This is a genomic window from Nodularia sp. LEGE 04288, from assembly GCF_963896525.1.
In the GTDB taxonomy this organism is placed as follows: domain Bacteria; phylum Cyanobacteriota; class Cyanobacteriia; order Cyanobacteriales; family Nostocaceae; genus Nodularia.
The window spans coordinates 88,341-107,325 of the sequence record NZ_CAWQOY010000171.1 but is presented as its reverse complement, the minus strand read 5'-3'; the positions used below and the strand labels follow the sequence as shown (position 1 = coordinate 107,325).

Annotated in this window: 15 protein-coding genes and 1 other RNA gene; 10 read left to right on the top strand and 6 right to left on the bottom strand. The window is 44.2% G+C overall.

The features are described from left to right. Positions 1-124 precede the first annotated feature (124 nt). From panB to AACX33_RS25085, 9 genes are all read left to right on the top strand, one after another. Positions 125-919: a 3-methyl-2-oxobutanoate hydroxymethyltransferase gene (panB, locus tag AACX33_RS25125; RefSeq protein WP_194002852.1), complete on the top strand. Its 795-nt coding sequence runs from the start codon at positions 125-127 to the stop codon at positions 917-919. Positions 920-940: 21 nt separating this feature from the next. Next, the gene (locus AACX33_RS25120) at positions 941-1,696 is read left to right on the top strand and encodes a Uma2 family endonuclease (protein ID WP_194002854.1); all 756 of its coding nucleotides are present in this window, start codon (positions 941-943) and stop codon (positions 1,694-1,696) included. Positions 1,697-2,583: 887 nt separating this feature from the next. Then, the gene (locus AACX33_RS25115; protein ID WP_194002856.1) at positions 2,584-3,006 is read left to right on the top strand and encodes a cupin domain-containing protein; all 423 of its coding nucleotides are present in this window, start codon (positions 2,584-2,586) and stop codon (positions 3,004-3,006) included. Positions 3,007-3,237: 231 nt separating this feature from the next. After that, a complete protein-coding gene (locus AACX33_RS25110) occupies positions 3,238-4,749 on the top strand; it encodes an acyl--CoA ligase (RefSeq protein ID WP_194002858.1) in 1,512 nt (503 codons plus the stop codon). 192 nt (positions 4,750-4,941) lie between these two features. After that, the gene (locus AACX33_RS25105) at positions 4,942-5,925 is read left to right on the top strand and encodes a 2-dehydropantoate 2-reductase (protein ID WP_194002860.1); all 984 of its coding nucleotides are present in this window, start codon (positions 4,942-4,944) and stop codon (positions 5,923-5,925) included. Positions 5,926-6,179: 254 nt separating this feature from the next. Further along, a complete protein-coding gene (gene serA, locus AACX33_RS25100) occupies positions 6,180-7,760 on the top strand; it encodes a phosphoglycerate dehydrogenase (protein ID WP_194002862.1) in 1,581 nt (526 codons plus the stop codon). Between the two features lie 134 nt (positions 7,761-7,894). Continuing rightward, a complete protein-coding gene (gene prmA, locus AACX33_RS25095; protein ID WP_194002863.1) occupies positions 7,895-8,815 on the top strand; it encodes a 50S ribosomal protein L11 methyltransferase in 921 nt (306 codons plus the stop codon). 60 nt (positions 8,816-8,875) lie between these two features. Then, the gene (gene queA, locus AACX33_RS25090; RefSeq protein WP_194002977.1) at positions 8,876-9,997 is read left to right on the top strand and encodes a tRNA preQ1(34) S-adenosylmethionine ribosyltransferase-isomerase QueA; all 1,122 of its coding nucleotides are present in this window, start codon (positions 8,876-8,878) and stop codon (positions 9,995-9,997) included. Positions 9,998-10,093: 96 nt separating this feature from the next. Beyond that, positions 10,094-11,056 (top strand): tetratricopeptide repeat protein, encoded by a 963-nt coding sequence (locus AACX33_RS25085; RefSeq protein WP_194002865.1) that lies wholly within the window; start codon positions 10,094-10,096, stop codon positions 11,054-11,056. A gap of 248 nt (positions 11,057-11,304) precedes the next feature. Here AACX33_RS25085 and AACX33_RS25080 read toward each other — a convergent pair whose 3' ends face one another. Both AACX33_RS25080 and AACX33_RS25075 read right to left on the bottom strand, forming a co-directional pair. Next, a complete protein-coding gene (locus AACX33_RS25080) occupies positions 11,305-12,489 on the bottom strand; it encodes a GNAT family N-acetyltransferase (RefSeq protein ID WP_194002867.1) in 1,185 nt (394 codons plus the stop codon). Positions 12,490-12,652: 163 nt separating this feature from the next. Then, positions 12,653-13,384 carry a RibD family protein gene (locus tag AACX33_RS25075; RefSeq protein WP_194002869.1) on the bottom strand — a complete coding sequence of 244 codons (732 nt, stop codon included), beginning with the start codon at positions 13,382-13,384 and terminating at the stop codon, positions 12,653-12,655. Between the two features lie 292 nt (positions 13,385-13,676). On the opposite strand from AACX33_RS25075, the gene AACX33_RS25070 reads away from it, so the two are divergent. Next, complete coding sequence (locus AACX33_RS25070) at positions 13,677-15,797, top strand: sensor histidine kinase (protein WP_194002871.1); 2,121 nt, start codon at positions 13,677-13,679, stop codon at positions 15,795-15,797. Here AACX33_RS25070 and AACX33_RS25065 read toward each other — a convergent pair. The 4 genes from AACX33_RS25065 to AACX33_RS25050 all read right to left on the bottom strand — a co-directional run bounded on the left by AACX33_RS25065 (position 15,784) and on the right by AACX33_RS25050 (position 18,899). Continuing rightward, positions 15,784-16,821: a Gfo/Idh/MocA family protein gene (locus tag AACX33_RS25065; protein WP_194002873.1), complete on the bottom strand. Its 1,038-nt coding sequence runs from the start codon at positions 16,819-16,821 to the stop codon at positions 15,784-15,786. The two genes, AACX33_RS25070 and AACX33_RS25065, sit on opposite strands and share 14 nt — an antisense overlap. A 90-nt stretch (positions 16,822-16,911) precedes the next feature. Beyond that, positions 16,912-17,637: a ribonuclease III gene (rnc, locus tag AACX33_RS25060; RefSeq protein WP_194002875.1), complete on the bottom strand. Its 726-nt coding sequence runs from the start codon at positions 17,635-17,637 to the stop codon at positions 16,912-16,914. A gap of 85 nt (positions 17,638-17,722) precedes the next feature. Next, positions 17,723-18,151: RNase P RNA component class A (gene rnpB / locus AACX33_RS25055), an RNA gene on the bottom strand. Between the two features lie 49 nt (positions 18,152-18,200). Next, a complete protein-coding gene (locus tag AACX33_RS25050; RefSeq protein ID WP_194002877.1) occupies positions 18,201-18,899 on the bottom strand; it encodes a hypothetical protein in 699 nt (232 codons plus the stop codon). Between the last annotated feature and the right edge of the window lie 86 nt (positions 18,900-18,985).

Sequence of the window (18,985 nt, the reverse complement as noted above, 5' to 3'; positions counted from 1 at the left end):
GGGCAGGGGGGAATAAATTAGAATATCTTCATCCTTTCTCCTGGATGGGCGGGTTTATTAAGAATTTCGTCTGTCCACAGACTTACTGCTTCAACCCGCCCCTACCTACTCCCTACTTAAAAATATGGCAATTACTACTGGGCAATTAATTCAATGGAAACAACAGGGGCGGTCAATTGTAGCTTTGACTGCCTGGGATTATGCGATCGCTCAAATTCTGGACGCTGCTGGGATAGACTTAATCCTAGTGGGGGACTCAATGGCTGCTGTTTTAGGATACAAAACGACGCTACCAATTACCCTAGAAGAAATGCTGCATCATGCTAAAGCTGTGCGCCGTGGTGTAAAACAGGCTTTAGTTGTGGTTGATTTGCCATTTTTAACTTACCAAGAAAGTATCTCCCAAGCGATGCACTCAGCCGGTTTGGTGTTGAAGGAAACAGGCGCTCAAGCGGTGAAGTTAGAAGGTGGTTATCCGGCGATGCTGGAAACTATTGCTCGGTTGGTACAGGCGGGAATTCCGGTTATGGGTCATGTCGGCTTGACACCCCAATCTGTTCATCAACTGGGACTGCGACAACAGGGGAAAACTCAAGAAGCTGGGGAAAGAATTTTTAACGAAGCGATCGCACTCGAACAAGCCGGTGTATTCTCTATAGTGTTAGAGCATATCCCCGCAGATTTAGCAATGCAGATTACACAAAAATTGAGCATTCCCACCATTGGTATCGGTGCGGGAGTTCATTGTGATGGACAGGTGTTAGTTACCTCCGATGTCCTTGGTCTATCAGAGAAGCAGCCACCTTTTGCCAAAGTTTACACAAATCTGCGCGAGACAATTACCAAAGCTGTCCAAGATTATGCCTCAGAAGTGCGCGATGGGCAAAGCCCCCCCTCCGGGGATCGCCAATTTCCCTAACTGAATACTAGGAGTAGTTTTATGGTTCTACAAATTCACCCTACTCAGAAAACTCAAAAAGAATTAAATATTACTTGGGAAGCACTTCCCCCAGATTTTATTTTACCTGATGATCCAGTGGAAAATATTCAGCAACCGGCGATCGCATCAGCTTTGACAGATGCTTTAGGATCTGCACAACGCATCCAACCCCAGATGCTGATTGGCTCTAATTTTGGGCTTGTAGCCACAGTCAACAAAAAAATCGTTGTCAAAGCACCTGATTGGTTTTATGTGCCGCAAGTGCAGCCTGTAGCCCCAGGTGTAATTCGTCGTAGTTATACCCCCAATTTAGAAGGTGCGGCTGTGGCTGTGGTCATGGAATTTTTGTCAGACACGGAAAATGGCGAACTATCAATTCGTTCCACGCCACCCTACGGTAAACTGTATTTTTACGAGCATATTCTTAAAATTCCCACTTACGTCACCTACGACCCCTACGAAGTCATTCTAGAAGTACGGTGTTTAGAGAATGAAAAGTATACTTTGATGGCAACAGATGCCAATGGACGTTACTGGATTCCTGAGTTAGAATTATTTCTCGGAATTTGGCAGGGTGAAAGATTATGCCAAACTATGAATTGGCTGAGGTGGTGGGATAAAGAAGGCAATTTGCTGTTGTGGAGTAGTGAACAAGCCGAACAAGAACGCCAACGAGCGGAACAAGAACATCAACGTGCGGAAATGTTAGCAGCAAAGTTACGTGAGCTAGGTGTTGACCCTGAAGCGATCACTTAAAATATATAATTTATACAATACCTTTGCCAAAATAAGAGGTTACAACGATTTTGGCAAAACTGGCAAAATCACCCATACATAGGCATTTCGCTAAAAAGGTAGTTTTTCATCTCAAACCCTTATACTGCGGTTAATACGTTAAAAAACCTTTGTGGGAAACCTTGAAGGAATTTTTATGACCTATTGTTTTTGCCAAGCCTCAAAGAAATGGGAATTAATGGTTAATGCATAATCAACTCACCCTCGTAAATTGGCGAAGGTAGTAAGACGCGAAACATGGGGTGAAAAAGGAAAGCTTGACACTCCCCGCGATAAATCGACGGGGATTCTTGGTTCAACGAAACCACTTAACCTAGAGTCCTTGCGTTGTCTAAACCAGAGGTGGGATTCTCCCCAAGCGTTAATTCGGGTATGCCCTACCCTATTTGCATGAGTGCAAGTCCTGTTTGGTTTGAAACAATTTGTTTCAAAATGCTGATTCGTCTAGCCCCTATGAATCTTTTACCTACTGCTAGGAGGAAACTAGAACAATGCAGTAGAACCGCATAGATGAGGCAGTGCGGTCTTGGGGTCTCCCCAATTAGAGCAACTGCCGTTCAATTATCAAGGTTCAGGCTTTGTCTTTCGACAGCTAGGTTTTTTAAGTGGTTGATTACCTTTCCACCACAATCAGTATAGCAGCACCTTAGTACATTAATGAATTAAAAGCCGTCGTAGAACGACGGGGCTTTAAACCCAATTTTTCGGTAAGAAAATTACTGGACAACGCCGCAGAGGTAGGGTTAAACTTACGTGTGGATTAAGATTCAGACATCACACGCTTGTGTTATGTAAGGGCTGGATACTTGGATTCACTAATTAACGAATCGTACTTAGGGTGATAGTTTATGAGTCCTGAAGTTTTAGATACTTGCATCTCACAGCAAGTGAGTAGTGTTGTAGTTATTCAAGAGCCAGAAAGAATTTGTGATACAGATCATGGCTATGTTCGAGGCTGGGGTGTAACTGAAGAAACTGCCAAATCAAAGCACCTTAGTATGGCTCACGGCATAATTCCTCCAGGAGCAGGTGCAACCCCACACTACCATCCTTTTGAGACTGCGATATACATTATTACGGGAACGTGCAGAGTTTTGCTAAATGTTGAGAATGATACATTTGTAGATATCAAAGCAGGCGATTTCCTCTATATTCCAACTGGTGTCGTGCATTGTCCGGTTAATTGCGGGCAGGAAGTGATGGAATATATCGTTGCCCGAAGTTCGCCACAAGAAATTTGTCTTTATCCTGAGCAAAAATTCAGAAAATAAACTTTAGCTCATGATTTGATGCAGAGTTGGATTTCGCTTTAGGCTATAACGCTTGAATTGGCGTTACGTTTGGCTCAATTTATGGATTCAAGTCACACAAATACAACACCCATTTTTTTCTAATAGGATAGCTTGTATTAATTGCCTGATGAGGCTTCTAGCGATCGCCCTCTCGGAGAGTGACAGAAGAGGGATAAAAAGGCAGTATCAGCAATACCGTTACCATGTTATATGCACATATTTGATATTTTAACGGGAAAAGACGAGCATCCAGCCTTGTTAACACCCGATGAACTGACTCTGACATATCAGCAACTACGGGCGAATGTAGCTTCTCTCGTTGCACAGTTGCACAGCTTTGGCTTAGGTAAAGGCGATCGCATTGCCATTGCCATGACTAACGGTTCTTCAATGGCGTGTATATTTCTTGCAGCTAGTCTATGTGGAACTGCTGCCCCCCTCAATCCCAAATACAAACAAGAAGAATTTGCTTTTTACTACGAAGACCTCCAAGCCAAAGCATTAATTACCTTACCTGGGACACCAGAGGCGGCTATAACTGCCATTCATCCTGATATGCTACTCATCCAGGTAATAACAAACGCTGACGGTACATTGAGTTTGGAATTGAGTCAGGAAGTCACTCAGCCACAAAGAGAAAATTCTACCCCTGACCTTCCCCAAGATGATGATGTAGCGATGATTCTGCACACTAGTGGAACTACTAGCCGTCCCAAGCGTGTTCCCATTCGACACCGTAATCTCATCGCCTCTGCCCACAATATCATCGGTGTCTACAACCTTACTCCTAACGACACCAATTTATGTCTGATGCCACTATTTCACATTCACGGATTAGTGGGGTGTTTACTATCCACCTTGGCATCGGGAGGGACATTTATTTGTCCCACAGGGTTTAATGCCTTAGAATTTTGGAAACTGGTTGAGCGTTACAAACCCACTTGGTATTCTGCCGCACCGACCATACATCAAATGATATTAGCGCGAGCCAGTCGCAACGAAGATATTGTTAAATCCCATATCTTCCGGTTTATTCGTTCTAGTAGCGCACCGCTACCGCCAGTAATTATCGAACAAATGGAAGCAGTTCTCAACGTGCCAGTGGTAGAGTCATACAGCATGACAGAAGCTGCACATCAGATGACATCCAACCCCTTACCGCCCAAAATCCGCAAACCGGGAAGCGTTGGCTATGGACATGGTGTAGAAGTCGGGATTATGGATGAAGATGGAAACTTGCTTTCCCAAGGTAGCCTCGGTGAAGTAGTAGTAAAAGGAGCCAATGTTATCGATGGTTACGAGAATAACCCCCAAGCCAACGCCACCGCCTTTGTTAACGGCTGGTTTCGGACAGGTGATCAAGGTAAACTCGACCCAGACGGCTACCTTTACCTGACTGGTAGAATCAAAGAATTAATCAACAGAGGTGGGGAAAAAATTTCCCCCTTAGAAATAGATGATTTATTGCTGCGTCATCCTGCGGTAGCTGAAGCCTTAGCTTTTGCAGTTCCTCACAAAACCTTGGGAGAAGAAATTCATGCTGCGGTTGTACTCAAAAGTAATACAAGCGAACAGGAATTAAAATCCTACTGCTCCCAACACTTAGCAGAATTCAAAGTACCAAAGCAAATTCATATTCTCGAAGCATTACCCCGTGGCGCTACAGGGAAACTGCAACGGTTGAACATGGCCAAATTCCTAAAATTAGACACTGACAAATAGAAACACTCAAAAAGCTAACTTATTGACATACGCTCTCGCTCTCTTCCTTATTGCTCAGTGTTCTCTGCGCCTCTGTGGTTCGTTTATACATTTAATTGCGAAGAACCGCGCCGAATTTCAAACTAGATCCCCGACTTCTTCAAGAAGTCGGGGATCTGAACCTTTAAAAAATCCCTTAACAGCAAAAAGTCTATGAAAATCTGTATTGTCGGTGCGGGTGCGATCGGCGGTTATTTAGGAGCGAAACTAGCTCTAGCAGGTGAAGAAGTCACCTTAATTGCGCGTGGACAGCATCTCGAAGCAATTCAAAACCAGGGACTAGAGCTAATCATGTCCGATGGCTCAAGTCATGTAGTAAATCCATCTTTAGCCACCAGTGATATCAATCAAGCAGGAACTCAAGATGTGGTGATCCTGGCTGTAAAAGCTCAGAGTTTACCTGCGATCGCATCTGCTCTACCATCACTCTACAATCCTGATACAATCGTAGTCACTGCCCAAAATGGTATTCCTTGGTGGTACTTCCACAAGCATGGTGGAGAATATGAAGGACAACAAATTCACGCCGTTGACCCAGAAGGGATAATTGCCGCCAACATTGATGTAGATCGGGTAATTGGTTGTGTAGTGTATCCCGCCGTAGAACTACAATCACCAGGAGTAATTCGTCACATTGAAGGCGATCGCGTCAGCCTCGGAGAAATCGATAACACCAAAACCGAACGCATCCAAAAACTAGCTCAAACCTGCAAACAAGCCGGATTAAAAGCTCCAGTGCGGTCTAAAATTCGCACAGAAATCTGGATCAAATTATGGGGAAACTTAGCCTTTAATCCCATCAGTGCCTTAACTCGCGCCACTCTAGAGCAGATTTGCCAGTACCCCTTGACCCGTGAACTGGCAAGGCAAATGATGATGGAAGCCCAAACCATAGCTGAAAAACTGGGGATTGAATTCGGGATCAGTTTAGAACAGCGCCTCAATGGGGCTGAAAAAGTTGGCGCTCATAAAACTTCTATGCTCCAAGATATCGAAGCCGGTCGGGCTACAGAGGTAGAAGCCATCCTGGGATCTGTGATTGAACTCGGCAAACTCACCCACATCCCTACACCCTATATGGATACGGTCTATGCTAATGTCAAACTACTAGAAAAAACTTTACTGGTTTATTTATAAAAATATTAGGTTTTTCACCCTAGACATGGTTTATATTACCGTAGGGGTGGCACAAAATAACCACTCGTCTTCAGATACCAGGAGGCATCACCAGACTATCTCTGCAATTGATACTTTAAACCTTGAGCATAAAAGGTGAGTGAGGACGAGGTTGATATTCAAATGCCTAATTTTTGCTGAATTGCCACAGATAAAGACTAAACTAAAAAGTCTTGTGCAGCAAAACCTGTAACGTTAAAAGAAATGAAGTAATCATGTCCAAGGTTCTCGTCTCCGATCCGATTGACCAAGCTGGAATTGACATTCTGACCCAAGTTGCTACTGTAGATGTCAAAACAGGTCTCAAACCAGCAGAACTGATCGAAATTATTGGTGAATATGACGCGCTAATGATTCGCTCTGGTACGCGCGTTACACAAGAAATTATTGAAGCTGGGACTCAGTTAAAAATCATCGGTCGTGCCGGTGTGGGTGTGGATAATGTCGATGTTCCCGCAGCTACCCGCCGAGGAATTGTCGTTGTCAATTCTCCAGAAGGTAACACAATCGCCGCCGCTGAACACGCCCTGGCAATGATGTTATCTTTATCTCGTCACATCCCCGATGCTAACGCTTCCGTTAAAAGCGGTGAGTGGGATCGCAAAAGCTTTGTGGGCGCGGAAGTTTATAAAAAAACTCTCGGCGTTGTCGGCTTAGGTAAAATTGGTTCCCATGTGGCGACTGTAGCCAGAGCAATGGGGATGAAACTCCTAGCTTACGATCCCTTTATCTCCACAGAACGCGCCGAACAACTTGGCTGTCAGTTGGTAGATATGGATTTGCTGATGCAGCAAGCAGACTATATTACGCTGCACATCCCCAAAACACCAGAAACAACCCACTTAATTAACGCTAAAAGTCTGGCAAAAATGAAACCCACAGCCAGAATAATCAACTGCGCTCGTGGTGGAATCATTGATGAAGCTGCTTTAGCCGTAGCGATTAAACAAGGTCAAATTAAAGGTGCAGCCTTGGATGTGTTCGAGTCAGAACCACTGGGTGAATCTGATTTGCGATCGCTTGGTAAAGAAGTCATCCTTACCCCCCATTTAGGAGCCTCCACAACGGAAGCACAAGTCAATGTGGCTATTGATGTTGCTGAACAAATTCGCGATGTTCTCTTAGGACTAGCAGCCCGTTCCGCAGTGAATATCCCCGGATTTGGCCCCGATGTCCTAGAAGAACTCAAGCCTTATATGCAACTAGCCGAAACCCTCGGTAACTTGGTGGGACAGCTAGCTGGTGGACGGGTAGAATCACTGACTGTCCGACTACAAGGCGAACTAGCAACCAACAAGAGTCAGCCTTTGGTTGTGGCTTCCCTGAAAGGACTACTTTACCAAGCCCTCCGGGAACGGGTAAACTATGTCAACGCTACTATCGAAGCTAAAGAGCGTGGCATTCGGGTGATTGAAACCCGTGATGCTTCAGCTCGCGACTACGCTGGCTCGTTGCATTTGGAAGCGACAGGTACTTTAGGTACTCATTCGGTCACAGGGGCTTTATTGGGCGACAAAGAAATTCATCTCACCGATGTTGATGGTTTCCCCATTAATGTTCCACCCAGCAAATATATGCTGTTTACCTTGCACCGTGATATGCCAGGAATTATCGGCAAACTCGGTTCTCTACTGGGCAGTTTTAATGTCAATATTGCCAGTATGCAGGTAGGCCGGAAAATTGTCCGTGGTGATGCTGTGATGGCTCTGAGTATCGATGATCCCTTACCTGATGGCATTTTGACGGAAATTGTCAAAGTATCTGGAATTAGGGACGCATACACAGTAACTTTATAAACTGCTGCGTGACTGAATAAAAAGTGCTGAGTGAAGCAAAATGTGAGTAGTAACTCCATAGCTGTTAACTCATAACTCTGTTAGACTCAGCAATGGCTCACGCCCTGCTCCGCTAACAGCACTCAGCACTCAATATGGCAAACACTTGGTGGGAACTACAGATTTTATGTGATCCAGCGCTGGAAGAGACAGTATTTTGGCGACTGGAGGATTTTAGCAGCCGTGGTACAGCGAGTGAAAGTAAAGGTAATTTCTGTCTAGTCAAAGCTTACCTACCGAGATTTCAAGCACAGTTACTAGATTTGGCGGCGCTATCGCTGTGGTTGCGTCAAGATGCCCTTTGTATCGGATTGTCTATTCCTACCCTAAACTGGGAGTTAATCGATGAGGAAGATTGGGCTACTAGCTGGAAACAATACTGGAAACCTGAAGAAATCGGCGATCGCTTTTTAATTAATCCTGCCTGGCTACCCTTACCAGAAACAACAGAACGGTTAGTGATTCGTCTTGATCCTGGGGTAGCATTTGGTACGGGAAATCATGCCACAACTCAATTGTGTTTGGAATCGCTAGAAATGCGGTTAAGTCAAATACCTGCTTCTTTTGTGGGTAAGAGTGTTAAACAAGAGCCTCTGATCATTGCGGATATCGGCTGTGGTTCTGGTATACTTTCCATTGGAGCATTGCTATTGGGGGCTGAAAAAGTCTATGCAGTGGATACTGATCCCTTGGCGGTGCAATCAACCTTCAGCAATCGCGCCCTGAACGACATTAAGCCAGAACGCTTGGTATCAGCAGAAGGTAGTGTAGACATGATCCTCAAATTGGTGGATAAACCAGTCGATGGTATTGTCTGTAATATTTTGGCTGATGTCATTATTCAGTTGGTTCCAGAAATGAGTGCGATCGCTAAACCCAGTACTTGGGGAATTTTTAGCGGGATTTTACTCGAACAATCTCAAGCGGTTGGTGATGCGTTAGAAAAAAATGGTTGGATTGTTGCTACCCTGTGGAAAAAGAAAGAATGGTGTTGCTTGAATGTGCGACGTTCTTAACGCTATGCAGATCAGAAACAAATAGCACATACTAATTTGCATGAACTTTCTCAAAAAGAGATACAAGACGTGACTTTAGATTATTCATTGGCAGGGTATGATTACGCATTACCAACCGAACTTATTGCCCAAAATCCGGTATTTCCTAGAGATAGTTCGCGTTTATTAGTAGTGGATTCTCCCACCACAGGCCAAGAAACTGCACCTCTACACCAGATTTTTCGAGATTTACCAGAGTTATTACGTACTGGTGATTTATTGATCATCAATGATACAAAAGTGATTCCGGCGCGGCTGTATGGTCGTAAATCCACTGGTGCAGAAATCGAGGTTTTGCTCTTAGAAGAACGTCAATATAACTGTTGGTTAGCTTTAGTTAAACCAGGAAAACGCTTCAAACTAGGAACAGAAATAATTTTTGAATCGAGGGGATTAGGATTGAGGAATCAAACAGATTCTCAGCCACTCCCGACTCAATTAACAGCGACAGTTATGGAAACAGACGCAGCCACGGGAGGGCGTTTATTGCGTTTTGATGTGCCTGAAGGCAAAGCTTTGGTAGAACTGTTAGATCAATTCGGTGAAATACCCCTACCGCCTTATATCACGGCATCGACTGCTGCTGATGAACAATATCAAACAGTTTATGCACAACAGCCAGGAGCGATCGCTGCGCCGACGGCAGGATTACATTTTACCCCAGAGTTGCTGTCAAAGTTACGCGATCGCGGCATAAATCAAGCTTTGATCACATTACACGTTGGCGTAGGGACATTTCGCCCCGTAGAAATAGAAGAAGTCACCAGCCACCAGATGCATGAAGAATGGATTTCCGTTCCCCCCGCCACAGTCGAACAAATCCGCGCCACTAAAGCTGCTGGGGGTCGAATTATTGCCGTGGGGACAACAGCAGTCCGCGCCTTAGAAGGGGCAGCAAAATCTGGGGATTTACACCCATTTTGTGGGAAAACAGACTTATTCATCTATCCCGGTTATCAATGGCGGGTAGTAGATGGACTGATTACCAATTTTCATTTACCACGTTCTAGTTTGCTAATGCTGGTCAGTGCCTTGATTGGTAGACAACGTTTGATAAATATATACCAAGAAGCGATCGCCTCGAAATATCGCTTTTATTCCTTCGGTGATGCCATGCTCATTCTTCCAGAAGCTAGAGGATGACTGAGTTAGGAATTTTTAATTTTTAATTTTTAATTTTGGCTCTCGTTGTGGGTACTCTGAGTTATAGGAATATAAAAAACTACAAAAGTGCTATTTATGTATAAACAGCATACAATTCGTCAGTGGTTCTGCCCGGTGATCAATTGGCAGCAGCTGCATCTAGGACTTCTCTGTGCTACCTCTGTGTGTTTGGTGTTGGCTGCACCGACCATCTTGCAATTACCAGAAAGCCAGCTGCTGGCACAAAAAGCAGTTTCTCAGGACTTGGAAACAGCTAGCCTCTACCAGCAAGGAGTCACACGTTACCACCGAAATGATTTCCAGGGTGCAGAATCTGCCTTTCGTCTAGCCTTAGAGCGAGATCCGAACCTCGGCATAGCACGCAATTATCTAGGTAATATTTTGCTGATGCAAAATCGCCTGGATCTAGCAGTCAAAGAATATCGACAGGCGCTCAGAATTAATCCCAATCTGAGTGAAACTTACTATAATTTAGGGTTAGCATTACACCGACAAGGGCAAGAAGCAGCGGCGATTCCTGCTTATAGACAAGCTTTGTCCATCGATCCTACAAGGTCGGCAGCACAGTATAATTTGGGATTAGCGCTGTATGAATTAGGACAAGAGCGGGAAGCGATAGCCGCCTACGAAGCCGCAATTAATCTCGATAGTAGTAATGCCAACGCTTATTATAACTTAGCGATCGCCCAGCAGGAGCAAGGAGAAATAGAGCCTGCGATCGCCGCTTATCGGCAAGTCCTAGAACTTGAACCTCAAAATGCCACAGCTTACCATAACTTAGGAGTTATTTTATACAATCAAGGTGAACTCCAGGAAGCTAACGGTATATTCAAACGCGCCTACACAGCATACAAGCAGCAAGGCCAGTTAGAATCAGCCGAGAAAATGAAGCAATTAATCCAGCAAATTGCCTTGGTGATAGAACAACAGCGTCAAGCCACTCAAATGGCTAATCCCGCCGAAAATCCTCCGCCTACAGGTAATACAGTCATGCCTGAGATAACTCCTGAGTTTGTGCCAGTGATTTTCAATAAATAGCCGACTTCAACGCATCTAGTCCGATAAAATAACCCGTAGTGGACTGACAAGCTTAAAATAGTGTATTGTGTTTCTCTTGTGGAACAGGCAAGATGCCTGTTCTGGGCGGGCTAGAAGCCCACCCCACAGTATTTATGCTTATGTACTAATTTAAGCTTGCCACGCCAGTAGTGTGTGTTGTCGCCCAGCGCAACGCACCATCCTCATCTAAGCTAATCGGCATTTAAGGGACTTTTGTACTGAGCAGTTTATTTTTTTGTATCCTGACCAAACGGTAAATCCTGATTAATCGCTTCCATCTCCTGCTGTTCTAATTGATTGACTTCCCGAATATAAGGGCGAAGAATTTGGTCTAAACGACTATTGTAAAAGCGGTGCAAACTGTAATTAGGCATAGCCGGAAAACCGCGACGTTTTTTGTGTCGTCCCCCAGCACCGGGATCGAAACTTTGAATCCCGTGAGCGATCGCCCACTCAATGGGTGTATAGTAACAAGCATCAAAATGTAAGCAATCTATATCTTCCAAACTACCCCAATAACGTCCATATAAGCGATCGCCTTTAAATAAACAAAAGGACATCCCCACAGGTTGGCTTTGATCTTCTTCTGTATATGCTGGGAAAAACACCACTCGATGGCGATAATTCGTGTGTAGCTGCTCAAAAAACTGCTTTGTCAGGTATTTACTACCCCACCAGCCGAACTTATCACAAGTATCAGCATAGAAATCGTACATCAACGGAAATAAAGACTGCGGAATTGCATCACCAGTCAGTGGTTGTAATCGTAAACCCACTTTTTCCACAGCTTTGCGTTCTCGCTTAATATTGCGGCGCTGATTGGCGTTGAATAATGCTAAATAATCATCAAAAGTTTTAAACTCGACATTTTCCCAAATGTAGCTATGGTGTAACCAAGTTGTAAAACCTTGCCGTTCCAGGACTGCACGCCATTGGGGATCGACGTAGAGAAAATGACAACCAGAAATCCGATGTTTAGTGCAGAAAGCATCAATCTCATGCACCATTTTGGCAGTAATTTCATCCTCATCTTCCCCAGGGGCGATTAAAAACCGATAACCTTCAGCCGGGGTAAAGGGAGTCATACCCAGCAATTTAGGATAATACTCTACACCAATGCGATCGGCTAATTCTGCCCATTGGTGATCAAAGACAAATTCGCCATAACTATGGCCTTTGAGGTAAAGTGGCGCAACAGCAATCAACGTCCTGTCTCGCCAAAGAGTTAAATGATTGGGTAACCAGCCGGTTTTAGCTGTAGCACTCTGGGAAATTTCCAAATTATTCAGCCAATCCCATTCTAAAAACGGCGTTTTCAGTGGCATTGCTAAAGCATCCCAGGCATCTTGGGGTACTTCCGCGATTTTGTTAATCCAAAGGCTAGAGTAGCGAGGCTTGATTTGTTCCACCATTATGAGGCTGTTCTAGAAAGGAGTAGGGAGTAGGGAGTAGGGAGTGGGGAGTAAAGAATTTTGGATTTTGGAGAAAGCGATTTTAGATTGCAGTCTAATCCAAAATCTAAAATCTAAAATCTAAAATTGATTGACCAATGACTATTAGCGTAGTCTAATTTGCTCAACGTTGCAGCCGATAGTGGAGAAACACCTCTTGTTCAACTTGATGAACTTCTAAAAGTTCTAATTTGGGAGCGAATGGAGCTAAAAATCCGACCCCTTCTACTGGTGTGGGTGCAGATGCACCGCCTAAAATCAATGGACAGACTGTCAGCCAGAGTTCATCAATTAAATCTGATTGCAACATAGAAGCTACTAATTCACCGCCTCCTAATACAGCCAAGCGTGTTATATGTAGAGATGCCAGGTGTTGCAAAGCAGCAGACGTGTCAACCTTTCCCGTTGGTGTGTCAAAAACTATAATCTGATCAAATTTCGCCGGACACTCCTGTGCGGGTGTTAACCTGGTTGAATCCAGTGTCTGTTCTCGTTTGTGCCAAGAACGTTCCCCGATTGTTGTTGTCAGCAACCAGCGTTCGATTGGCTGTTGAAAAAACTTAATTTCCGGATTGAGATTAGCAGATTGTGTAATGACTATATGAACCGGCTGGGCGGGCTTACCCCCTTTTATTCGATGTTGCAGCAGTATTGGTTGTGATACGGTAAGTGTTGTACCGTAAGCACGAAGAGTACCAGCACCTAGTAAAACGGCATCAGAGGCAGCAATTTGTTTTTCCAGGTGCGTTTTATCGGCTCCTGAGCCAAAGCGAGCGGGCGATCGCCTGAAATCTGCTATTTTGCCATCTGCACTCATTGCCAAAACTACTGTGGTATGAGGACGAAGTTGCATCATTGGGTTGGTTTGATAGTCTTGAGATTTTGCTTGTTAGTGGATTGATTGGAAAAAATATTTACCCGCAAGCTCCCGTTTAGTATTTTCATAACTGTATCTATATGCAACACCAGTCACTTTCACATCTAGCCTGTATGAGTTTTGCTATGGCTGATTCCTTGTTATCCCTTCAATATTTGCAACTTTTGAGAGTTGACAAGAAAACTCTTATAACTTAGCAGAATATCTCCTTGAGCGGTTCTAATTGCACATCGTTACTTTTGTGGTTTACAGATGCAAAGTGAGATACTCGATGGCCAAGCCTCGTCAATCATCCTTTAGACGTATTTTAGTAACAAAAATTTTGCTGTTGTTTGTCCCAGTTTTATTGCTGGGGGAGCTTGTGGCGTTGAATAAAGCCAGATCAAGCCTGTTGAAAACTGCTAGTCAAAATCTGACAGAGAGTGCGATCGCCAAAAGTGAGAAAATTGCTCATGCGATCGCCACCCTGAAAATTCACTTGCTAACTTTCAGTCAAACAACCGTTATTCAGTCTGGTTCGGCTAACAAAGAAGTACAACAATATCTGACTCAGCTAGCAACAGAATTGCCCACCTCCATTGAGTGCCTGCAATTAACTGATCTACAAAGCAGTAAAATCATTGCCAGTAGCTGTGGTAACCAAGAACTTACAGAATGGAAATTATCTTTTCCTGATCGAGGAAAAAAAATTGATATCAAAAAAATCTTTCCTCCCAAGGCAGGAACCACAGGACAAAAAAATCCCTATAATCAACTGCAATTGTTGCTATCGATCCCAGTTTACAGTCGCACTGGGGAAGCCCGATATGCTTTGAGTATTCAATCAGCACTATACAAACAAACCAAAAATCAGCCGGGTTCGTTAACTGGCGCTACCCTCGTAATTTCTGAAAACGGAACAATTCTCGCACATCCATCAGCAGAGCTAGTTGGGAGGAATATTCACGAATACCCAAAGCCTGACCAACTGCAAGACATTGTGAAAAAGGCCTTGGCTGGAAAAAGTAATTCCATAAATTTACTTTCTCAAGAAGGCGAAGAATTAATAGTTGGTTACACAGCTATTGCCAATCCCATTACACAAGAGCCGGGTCAAAAATGGATAGTCCTAGCTGTGACAACAGTCGATAATGCTCTGCTGGGTTTAGAAGAAATCAAACTGATCCTGATTGTTTTAACAGTTGGTTTGATTGGTGCGAGTTTGTTGGCATCCCTATATCTAGCCCCTTACCTAGCCAATCCTCTAGAAGAATTGCGAGACTATGCCCTGAATCTCCACAGCCACCACGCCGCACAACCAGTACCACGCAACTTCAAAATTCGCGAGTTCAACCAACTAGCGCAAGCAATAGAGCAAATGGTTGAGAGACTCAAAGCCTGGGCAGAAGAACTAGAAATAGCTTGGAAAGAGGCAAAAACCGCCAACCAAATCAAAAGTCAATTTTTGGCTACCACTTCCCATGAATTGAGAAATCCCCTCAATGTAATTATTAACTGTGTGCGCGTAGTTCACGAGGGTTTGTGCGATAGCCGGGAAGAAGAAATAGAGTTTCTCAAACGTGCCGATGAAACAGCGATTCACTTGCTAGGTATTATCAATGAGCTACTTGATATTTCCAAAATTGAAGCTGGTAAGCTTTCAGTAGTGAAAGTACCGATTGATCTCCAACAAACACTGCTGGAAGTGATTAATTTACAATCAGTAAATGTGCAGAAAAAAGGCTTGCAGTTAAAAACTGATTTAGGTACTGACTTGATTCCCGTAGCAGCAGACGCAGCAAAATTAAAGCAGGTACTCATTAATATCATTGGTAATGCCACTAAGTTTACCGATGCGGGCAGCATCACGATTGCTACAGCAACTTCCAAAGACAGTGAGGATCAATCTCAGGTGATTGTCAGCGTCACAGATACCGGTTTAGGCATTGAACCTGCCCAGCAGCACAAATTATTTCGCCCCTTCGTCATGCTAGATGGCGGTGCGACACGCAAGGTTGAAGGTACAGGACTAGGACTAGCGATTTCCCGAAACTTAATTGAACTTATGGGAGGTAGCATTACTCTGGAAAGTGCAGGTATAAATCAAGGCACGACCGTGAAGATTACCTTGCCGATGATTGATAGCACCCTATTAACTGCTTCAGTAAAAGAAGAGGATTTAAATCATTGGGGTATTGCTTCTGGGGATGAGGAAGTCAGGGAGATCAACTTATCGCCGATTCATCGGGAAGAGACCCGGCAAAACTCCAACGAGATCAATGGATCTCAGAACCCAGATTTAGATACTGACATTTCCGAACTATCACTGATAGAGAATAGTGAGAAGGTTTGGCAATTAGGTGAGGTGCATGATAGCTTGCGTGGTGTAGCCATAGAAATCAGAAAGCGTTGATTGATAAAATAATCGGTTGTCCTCCCTGATTCAGAGATGCTGTCAGACCAGTGAGAATCTGTACTAAGGTAGTGCCTACCCAACCAGATGAGATGTCTGGGGCGGTATTCTCGATCATACTGATAATAAAGCGATCGCACACCCGCTGCAATGGTTCGCCCGGATTTAATTCCAGCACCTCTCGTTTTTGATTCACAGGCAAAAACTGATTTCCCTGACGTTCAAACTCACCATGTAACAAAGTTAAAGGTGATGAAGTGGACATTTCATCAAAAATCAAGCAACCACGGCTACCCACAACCGCCAGGCGGCGCTGTTTATCAGGATTTCCCCAGCACAGGTGAATATATACCTGAAAGCCATCCGGATATGTCAGTGTTACCCAGACTAAATCGGCTAATCCTGATCCAGAGTGGTTAAATTCCCCATTCCCTTGTAACCACACCGTACCCGTAGCCTGTACTTTCACTGGTATCTGACCCAGCCAGGTATTAAAAATAGCAATATCATGAATAGCCAAGTCCCACAAAGCATCTACATCTTGGCGGACTGGCCCTAAATGGGTACGTGTCGCATAGCCATAGCGTAAGCTCCCTAATGTACCGGACTTAATGACAGTTTGCCCTTGCTCAACAGCTGGATGAAATAAATAAGTATGGTCAACCATCAGGATTAAATGCTGTTTTTCTGCAATCTGGCAAAGTTCCAGACATTCTACTGGGTCTAGAGTTAAGGGTTTTTCTGCCAAAACATGGTATCCTAAATTCAGCGCTTCCTTAATTAAGACATAGTGGGTTGTAGCTGGAGTGGCGATCGCAACTGCTGTCAGCCCCGCTACTTGCTGTAAATCTGACCACTGAGTAGTCAATAATATATTTTCATCTAAATTAAACTGTTGCTTCACTGCTGCTAATCTTTCGGCTTGGGGGTCTACTACCGCCACCACACTCACCAGGGGATGTGCTAAAAAATTTCGCAGTAAATGTACTCCCCAACGTCCCACACCAACAACAGCAATTTTCATCTTATTTTTACAAGAAAAACCTAAGCGTGGAGTAGATTACCACAGAATTAGGCCTTTTAACTGATGTGGGCAAGAGCAGATATGCAAATCTTAAGTTTCCGGATTTTCCGGCTGAGGAATGGCTAAAAAAGCTACTTTCGCTGCGGCTTGTTCTGCGGCCTTAATTGACCGTCCTTTACCTTCACCTAGTTTGTTCTCATACAGCCAAACTTCAGCAGCAAAACGCTCTTGATTTTGGTTAGTTTGATTAACCTCAGTGACGCGATACTCAGGCAAAACTTTAAATTCTGCTTGTGTCCATTCTTGCAGGGCGGCTTTGTAATTAAGTCTAGCGGGATCGAGGCGAATTTCCGTTGCTAACTTTTTAAAGTGAAAATCTAGCCAAGGACGAATTAATTCCAGATTCTTCGTGCTGAGATAAAGCGCACCCAGAACAGCTTCAAAAGCATCTGCCAAGCGTGATTCTTGACCAACTTTATCACTGGTAGCACTACCAGCCACCAGTAAGTATAATTCCAAACCATATTCTCTGGCCAGTTGAGCGAGGATGCGATCGCTGACCAACACTGAACGAATTGCCGCAAAATCCCCCACAGGACAATCAGGATAGGTTTCCCACAACACTACCGCCGCCGCTAGTCGCACCACTGCATCACCGACAAACTCCAATTGTTCATAATTTGCCGATTCCGAAACAGTAGGATGAGTCAGCGCCAAATCCAACAGTTCCCACTTAATGGGTAAACCTGTTGGCAGACCTAACCTTCTGACTAAACTTTCGAGCTGTCGCTGACGGCGTGGATAAACAAGTGTCATCAAGGGGATGGGGGAGATGGGGGGGATTAACTTCCTTTGTACAGACGCGATTCATTGCGTCACTACTCAGCATTTAATAAAGAGGGGAGAGAGTCGGACATAAGCCGGGTTCTGTTCTCGCCAATGTTTAAAAACACCGTTGAGGGCAGTTATCTATCTGGGACGCTTGTTACCAAACGCCTCTAGCGGCTCTACTTCCGGAAACTGGTAAAAGACCAACCATAGTCTCCATTGCCTTGCTCCCAACCGGGGTTTACCGAGCCAGCGCCTCTCGACGCTGCTGGTGCGCTCTTACCGCACCTTTGCACCCTTACCATTATCAGTTATCAGTTGTCAGTTATCAGGTTTTCACTGTTCACTGTTCACTGTTCACTGAAGATGGCGGTATCTTTCTGTGGCACTATCCTCACGATCGCTCGCACTGGGCGTTATCCAGCAAGTTTGGTCTTTCGGGAGCCCGGACTTTCCTCAAACCAGTCAATCTGACTGATCTGCAACCGCCTGCGCCTACTCCCTCTCCAACTCCAGTGTAATCTGGGATGGCATCATGTGTCCGGTTCGGATTACTTCTTTTTCTTCCAAGGCAGAGCATAAGTCCAGGGTAATTTTCTAATCGTGAAGGGACAGTTGATAATGCACATCGGGGGGATATTGACACCTGGAGCTAGACCTACACGGACTTCAGAGATGCGTAGCACCAGCTGTAGTGAAAATTCCAACTCCTTTCTTTCTTGCATAAAGTCGTTATATAACTTTTTTTGCGGTGGTCCACCTTTGCTGAGACTGGTAATGTTAATTATGGGTTTTGTGGCTAAGTAGGTTCCATCTTTACGCTCAAAAACATCTTCTGCTGTGACTGTTTCCGAAAGTTTTTTCTGCGGAGCAATCAGACTAGGACTTTGCGGGACAGCTAAGTCACGGGTTAAGTCTGGTGATTTACGAATGACTCGGCGCGATTGCTTGCTATGTTCGACAACTAAAGAGCTATTATCCCAGTCAACATATATAGCTATATTGTCAGATTTATTCTCGATACTCAGGGATAAATCTTTAAGATCGTCTATGGGATATGAGGCTTTGAAGTTAACAGAAATCCCCACTTGGTCTTGGAGATTTTGTTCTTTGAGTTGCTCATCAACGACTGCTTTTTTAAATTCAAATTTAATTTGATCGTCGATAGACTCAACCATGCGGTTAAAGACGTAGGAAACGCCAATAATATAAAGGGTCAAAATAACTAAATTTTGGTCACCACTCCTCATAACTGTGAATTTTAACTCCCTGTAATATTTTTGTATATTTGACCAATAATTTCTTAATGGTACAATCCTTCTGATTTATCTGTGGG

What these genes read in the sequence shown, in the direction of transcription:
- panB (WP_194002852.1), top strand. Translation starts at nt 125, where the DNA reads ATGGCAATTACTACTGGGCAATTAATTCAATGGAAACAACAGGGGCGG.
- AACX33_RS25120 (WP_194002854.1), top strand. Translation starts at nt 941, where the DNA reads ATGGTTCTACAAATTCACCCTACTCAGAAAACTCAAAAAGAATTAAAT.
- AACX33_RS25115 (WP_194002856.1), top strand. Translation starts at nt 2,584, where the DNA reads ATGAGTCCTGAAGTTTTAGATACTTGCATCTCACAGCAAGTGAGTAGT.
- AACX33_RS25110 (WP_194002858.1), top strand. Translation starts at nt 3,238, where the DNA reads ATGCACATATTTGATATTTTAACGGGAAAAGACGAGCATCCAGCCTTG.
- AACX33_RS25105 (WP_194002860.1), top strand. Translation starts at nt 4,942, where the DNA reads ATGAAAATCTGTATTGTCGGTGCGGGTGCGATCGGCGGTTATTTAGGA.
- serA (WP_194002862.1), top strand. Translation starts at nt 6,180, where the DNA reads ATGTCCAAGGTTCTCGTCTCCGATCCGATTGACCAAGCTGGAATTGAC.
- prmA (WP_194002863.1), top strand. Translation starts at nt 7,895, where the DNA reads ATGGCAAACACTTGGTGGGAACTACAGATTTTATGTGATCCAGCGCTG.
- AACX33_RS25085 (WP_194002865.1), top strand. Translation starts at nt 10,094, where the DNA reads ATGTATAAACAGCATACAATTCGTCAGTGGTTCTGCCCGGTGATCAAT.
- AACX33_RS25080 (WP_194002867.1), bottom strand. Translation starts at nt 12,489, where the DNA reads ATGGTGGAACAAATCAAGCCTCGCTACTCTAGCCTTTGGATTAACAAA.
- AACX33_RS25075 (WP_194002869.1), bottom strand. Translation starts at nt 13,384, where the DNA reads ATGATGCAACTTCGTCCTCATACCACAGTAGTTTTGGCAATGAGTGCA.
- AACX33_RS25070 (WP_194002871.1), top strand. Translation starts at nt 13,677, where the DNA reads ATGGCCAAGCCTCGTCAATCATCCTTTAGACGTATTTTAGTAACAAAA.
- AACX33_RS25065 (WP_194002873.1), bottom strand. Translation starts at nt 16,821, where the DNA reads ATGAAAATTGCTGTTGTTGGTGTGGGACGTTGGGGAGTACATTTACTG.
- rnc (WP_194002875.1), bottom strand. Translation starts at nt 17,637, where the DNA reads ATGACACTTGTTTATCCACGCCGTCAGCGACAGCTCGAAAGTTTAGTC.
- AACX33_RS25050 (WP_194002877.1), bottom strand. Translation starts at nt 18,899, where the DNA reads ATGAGGAGTGGTGACCAAAATTTAGTTATTTTGACCCTTTATATTATT.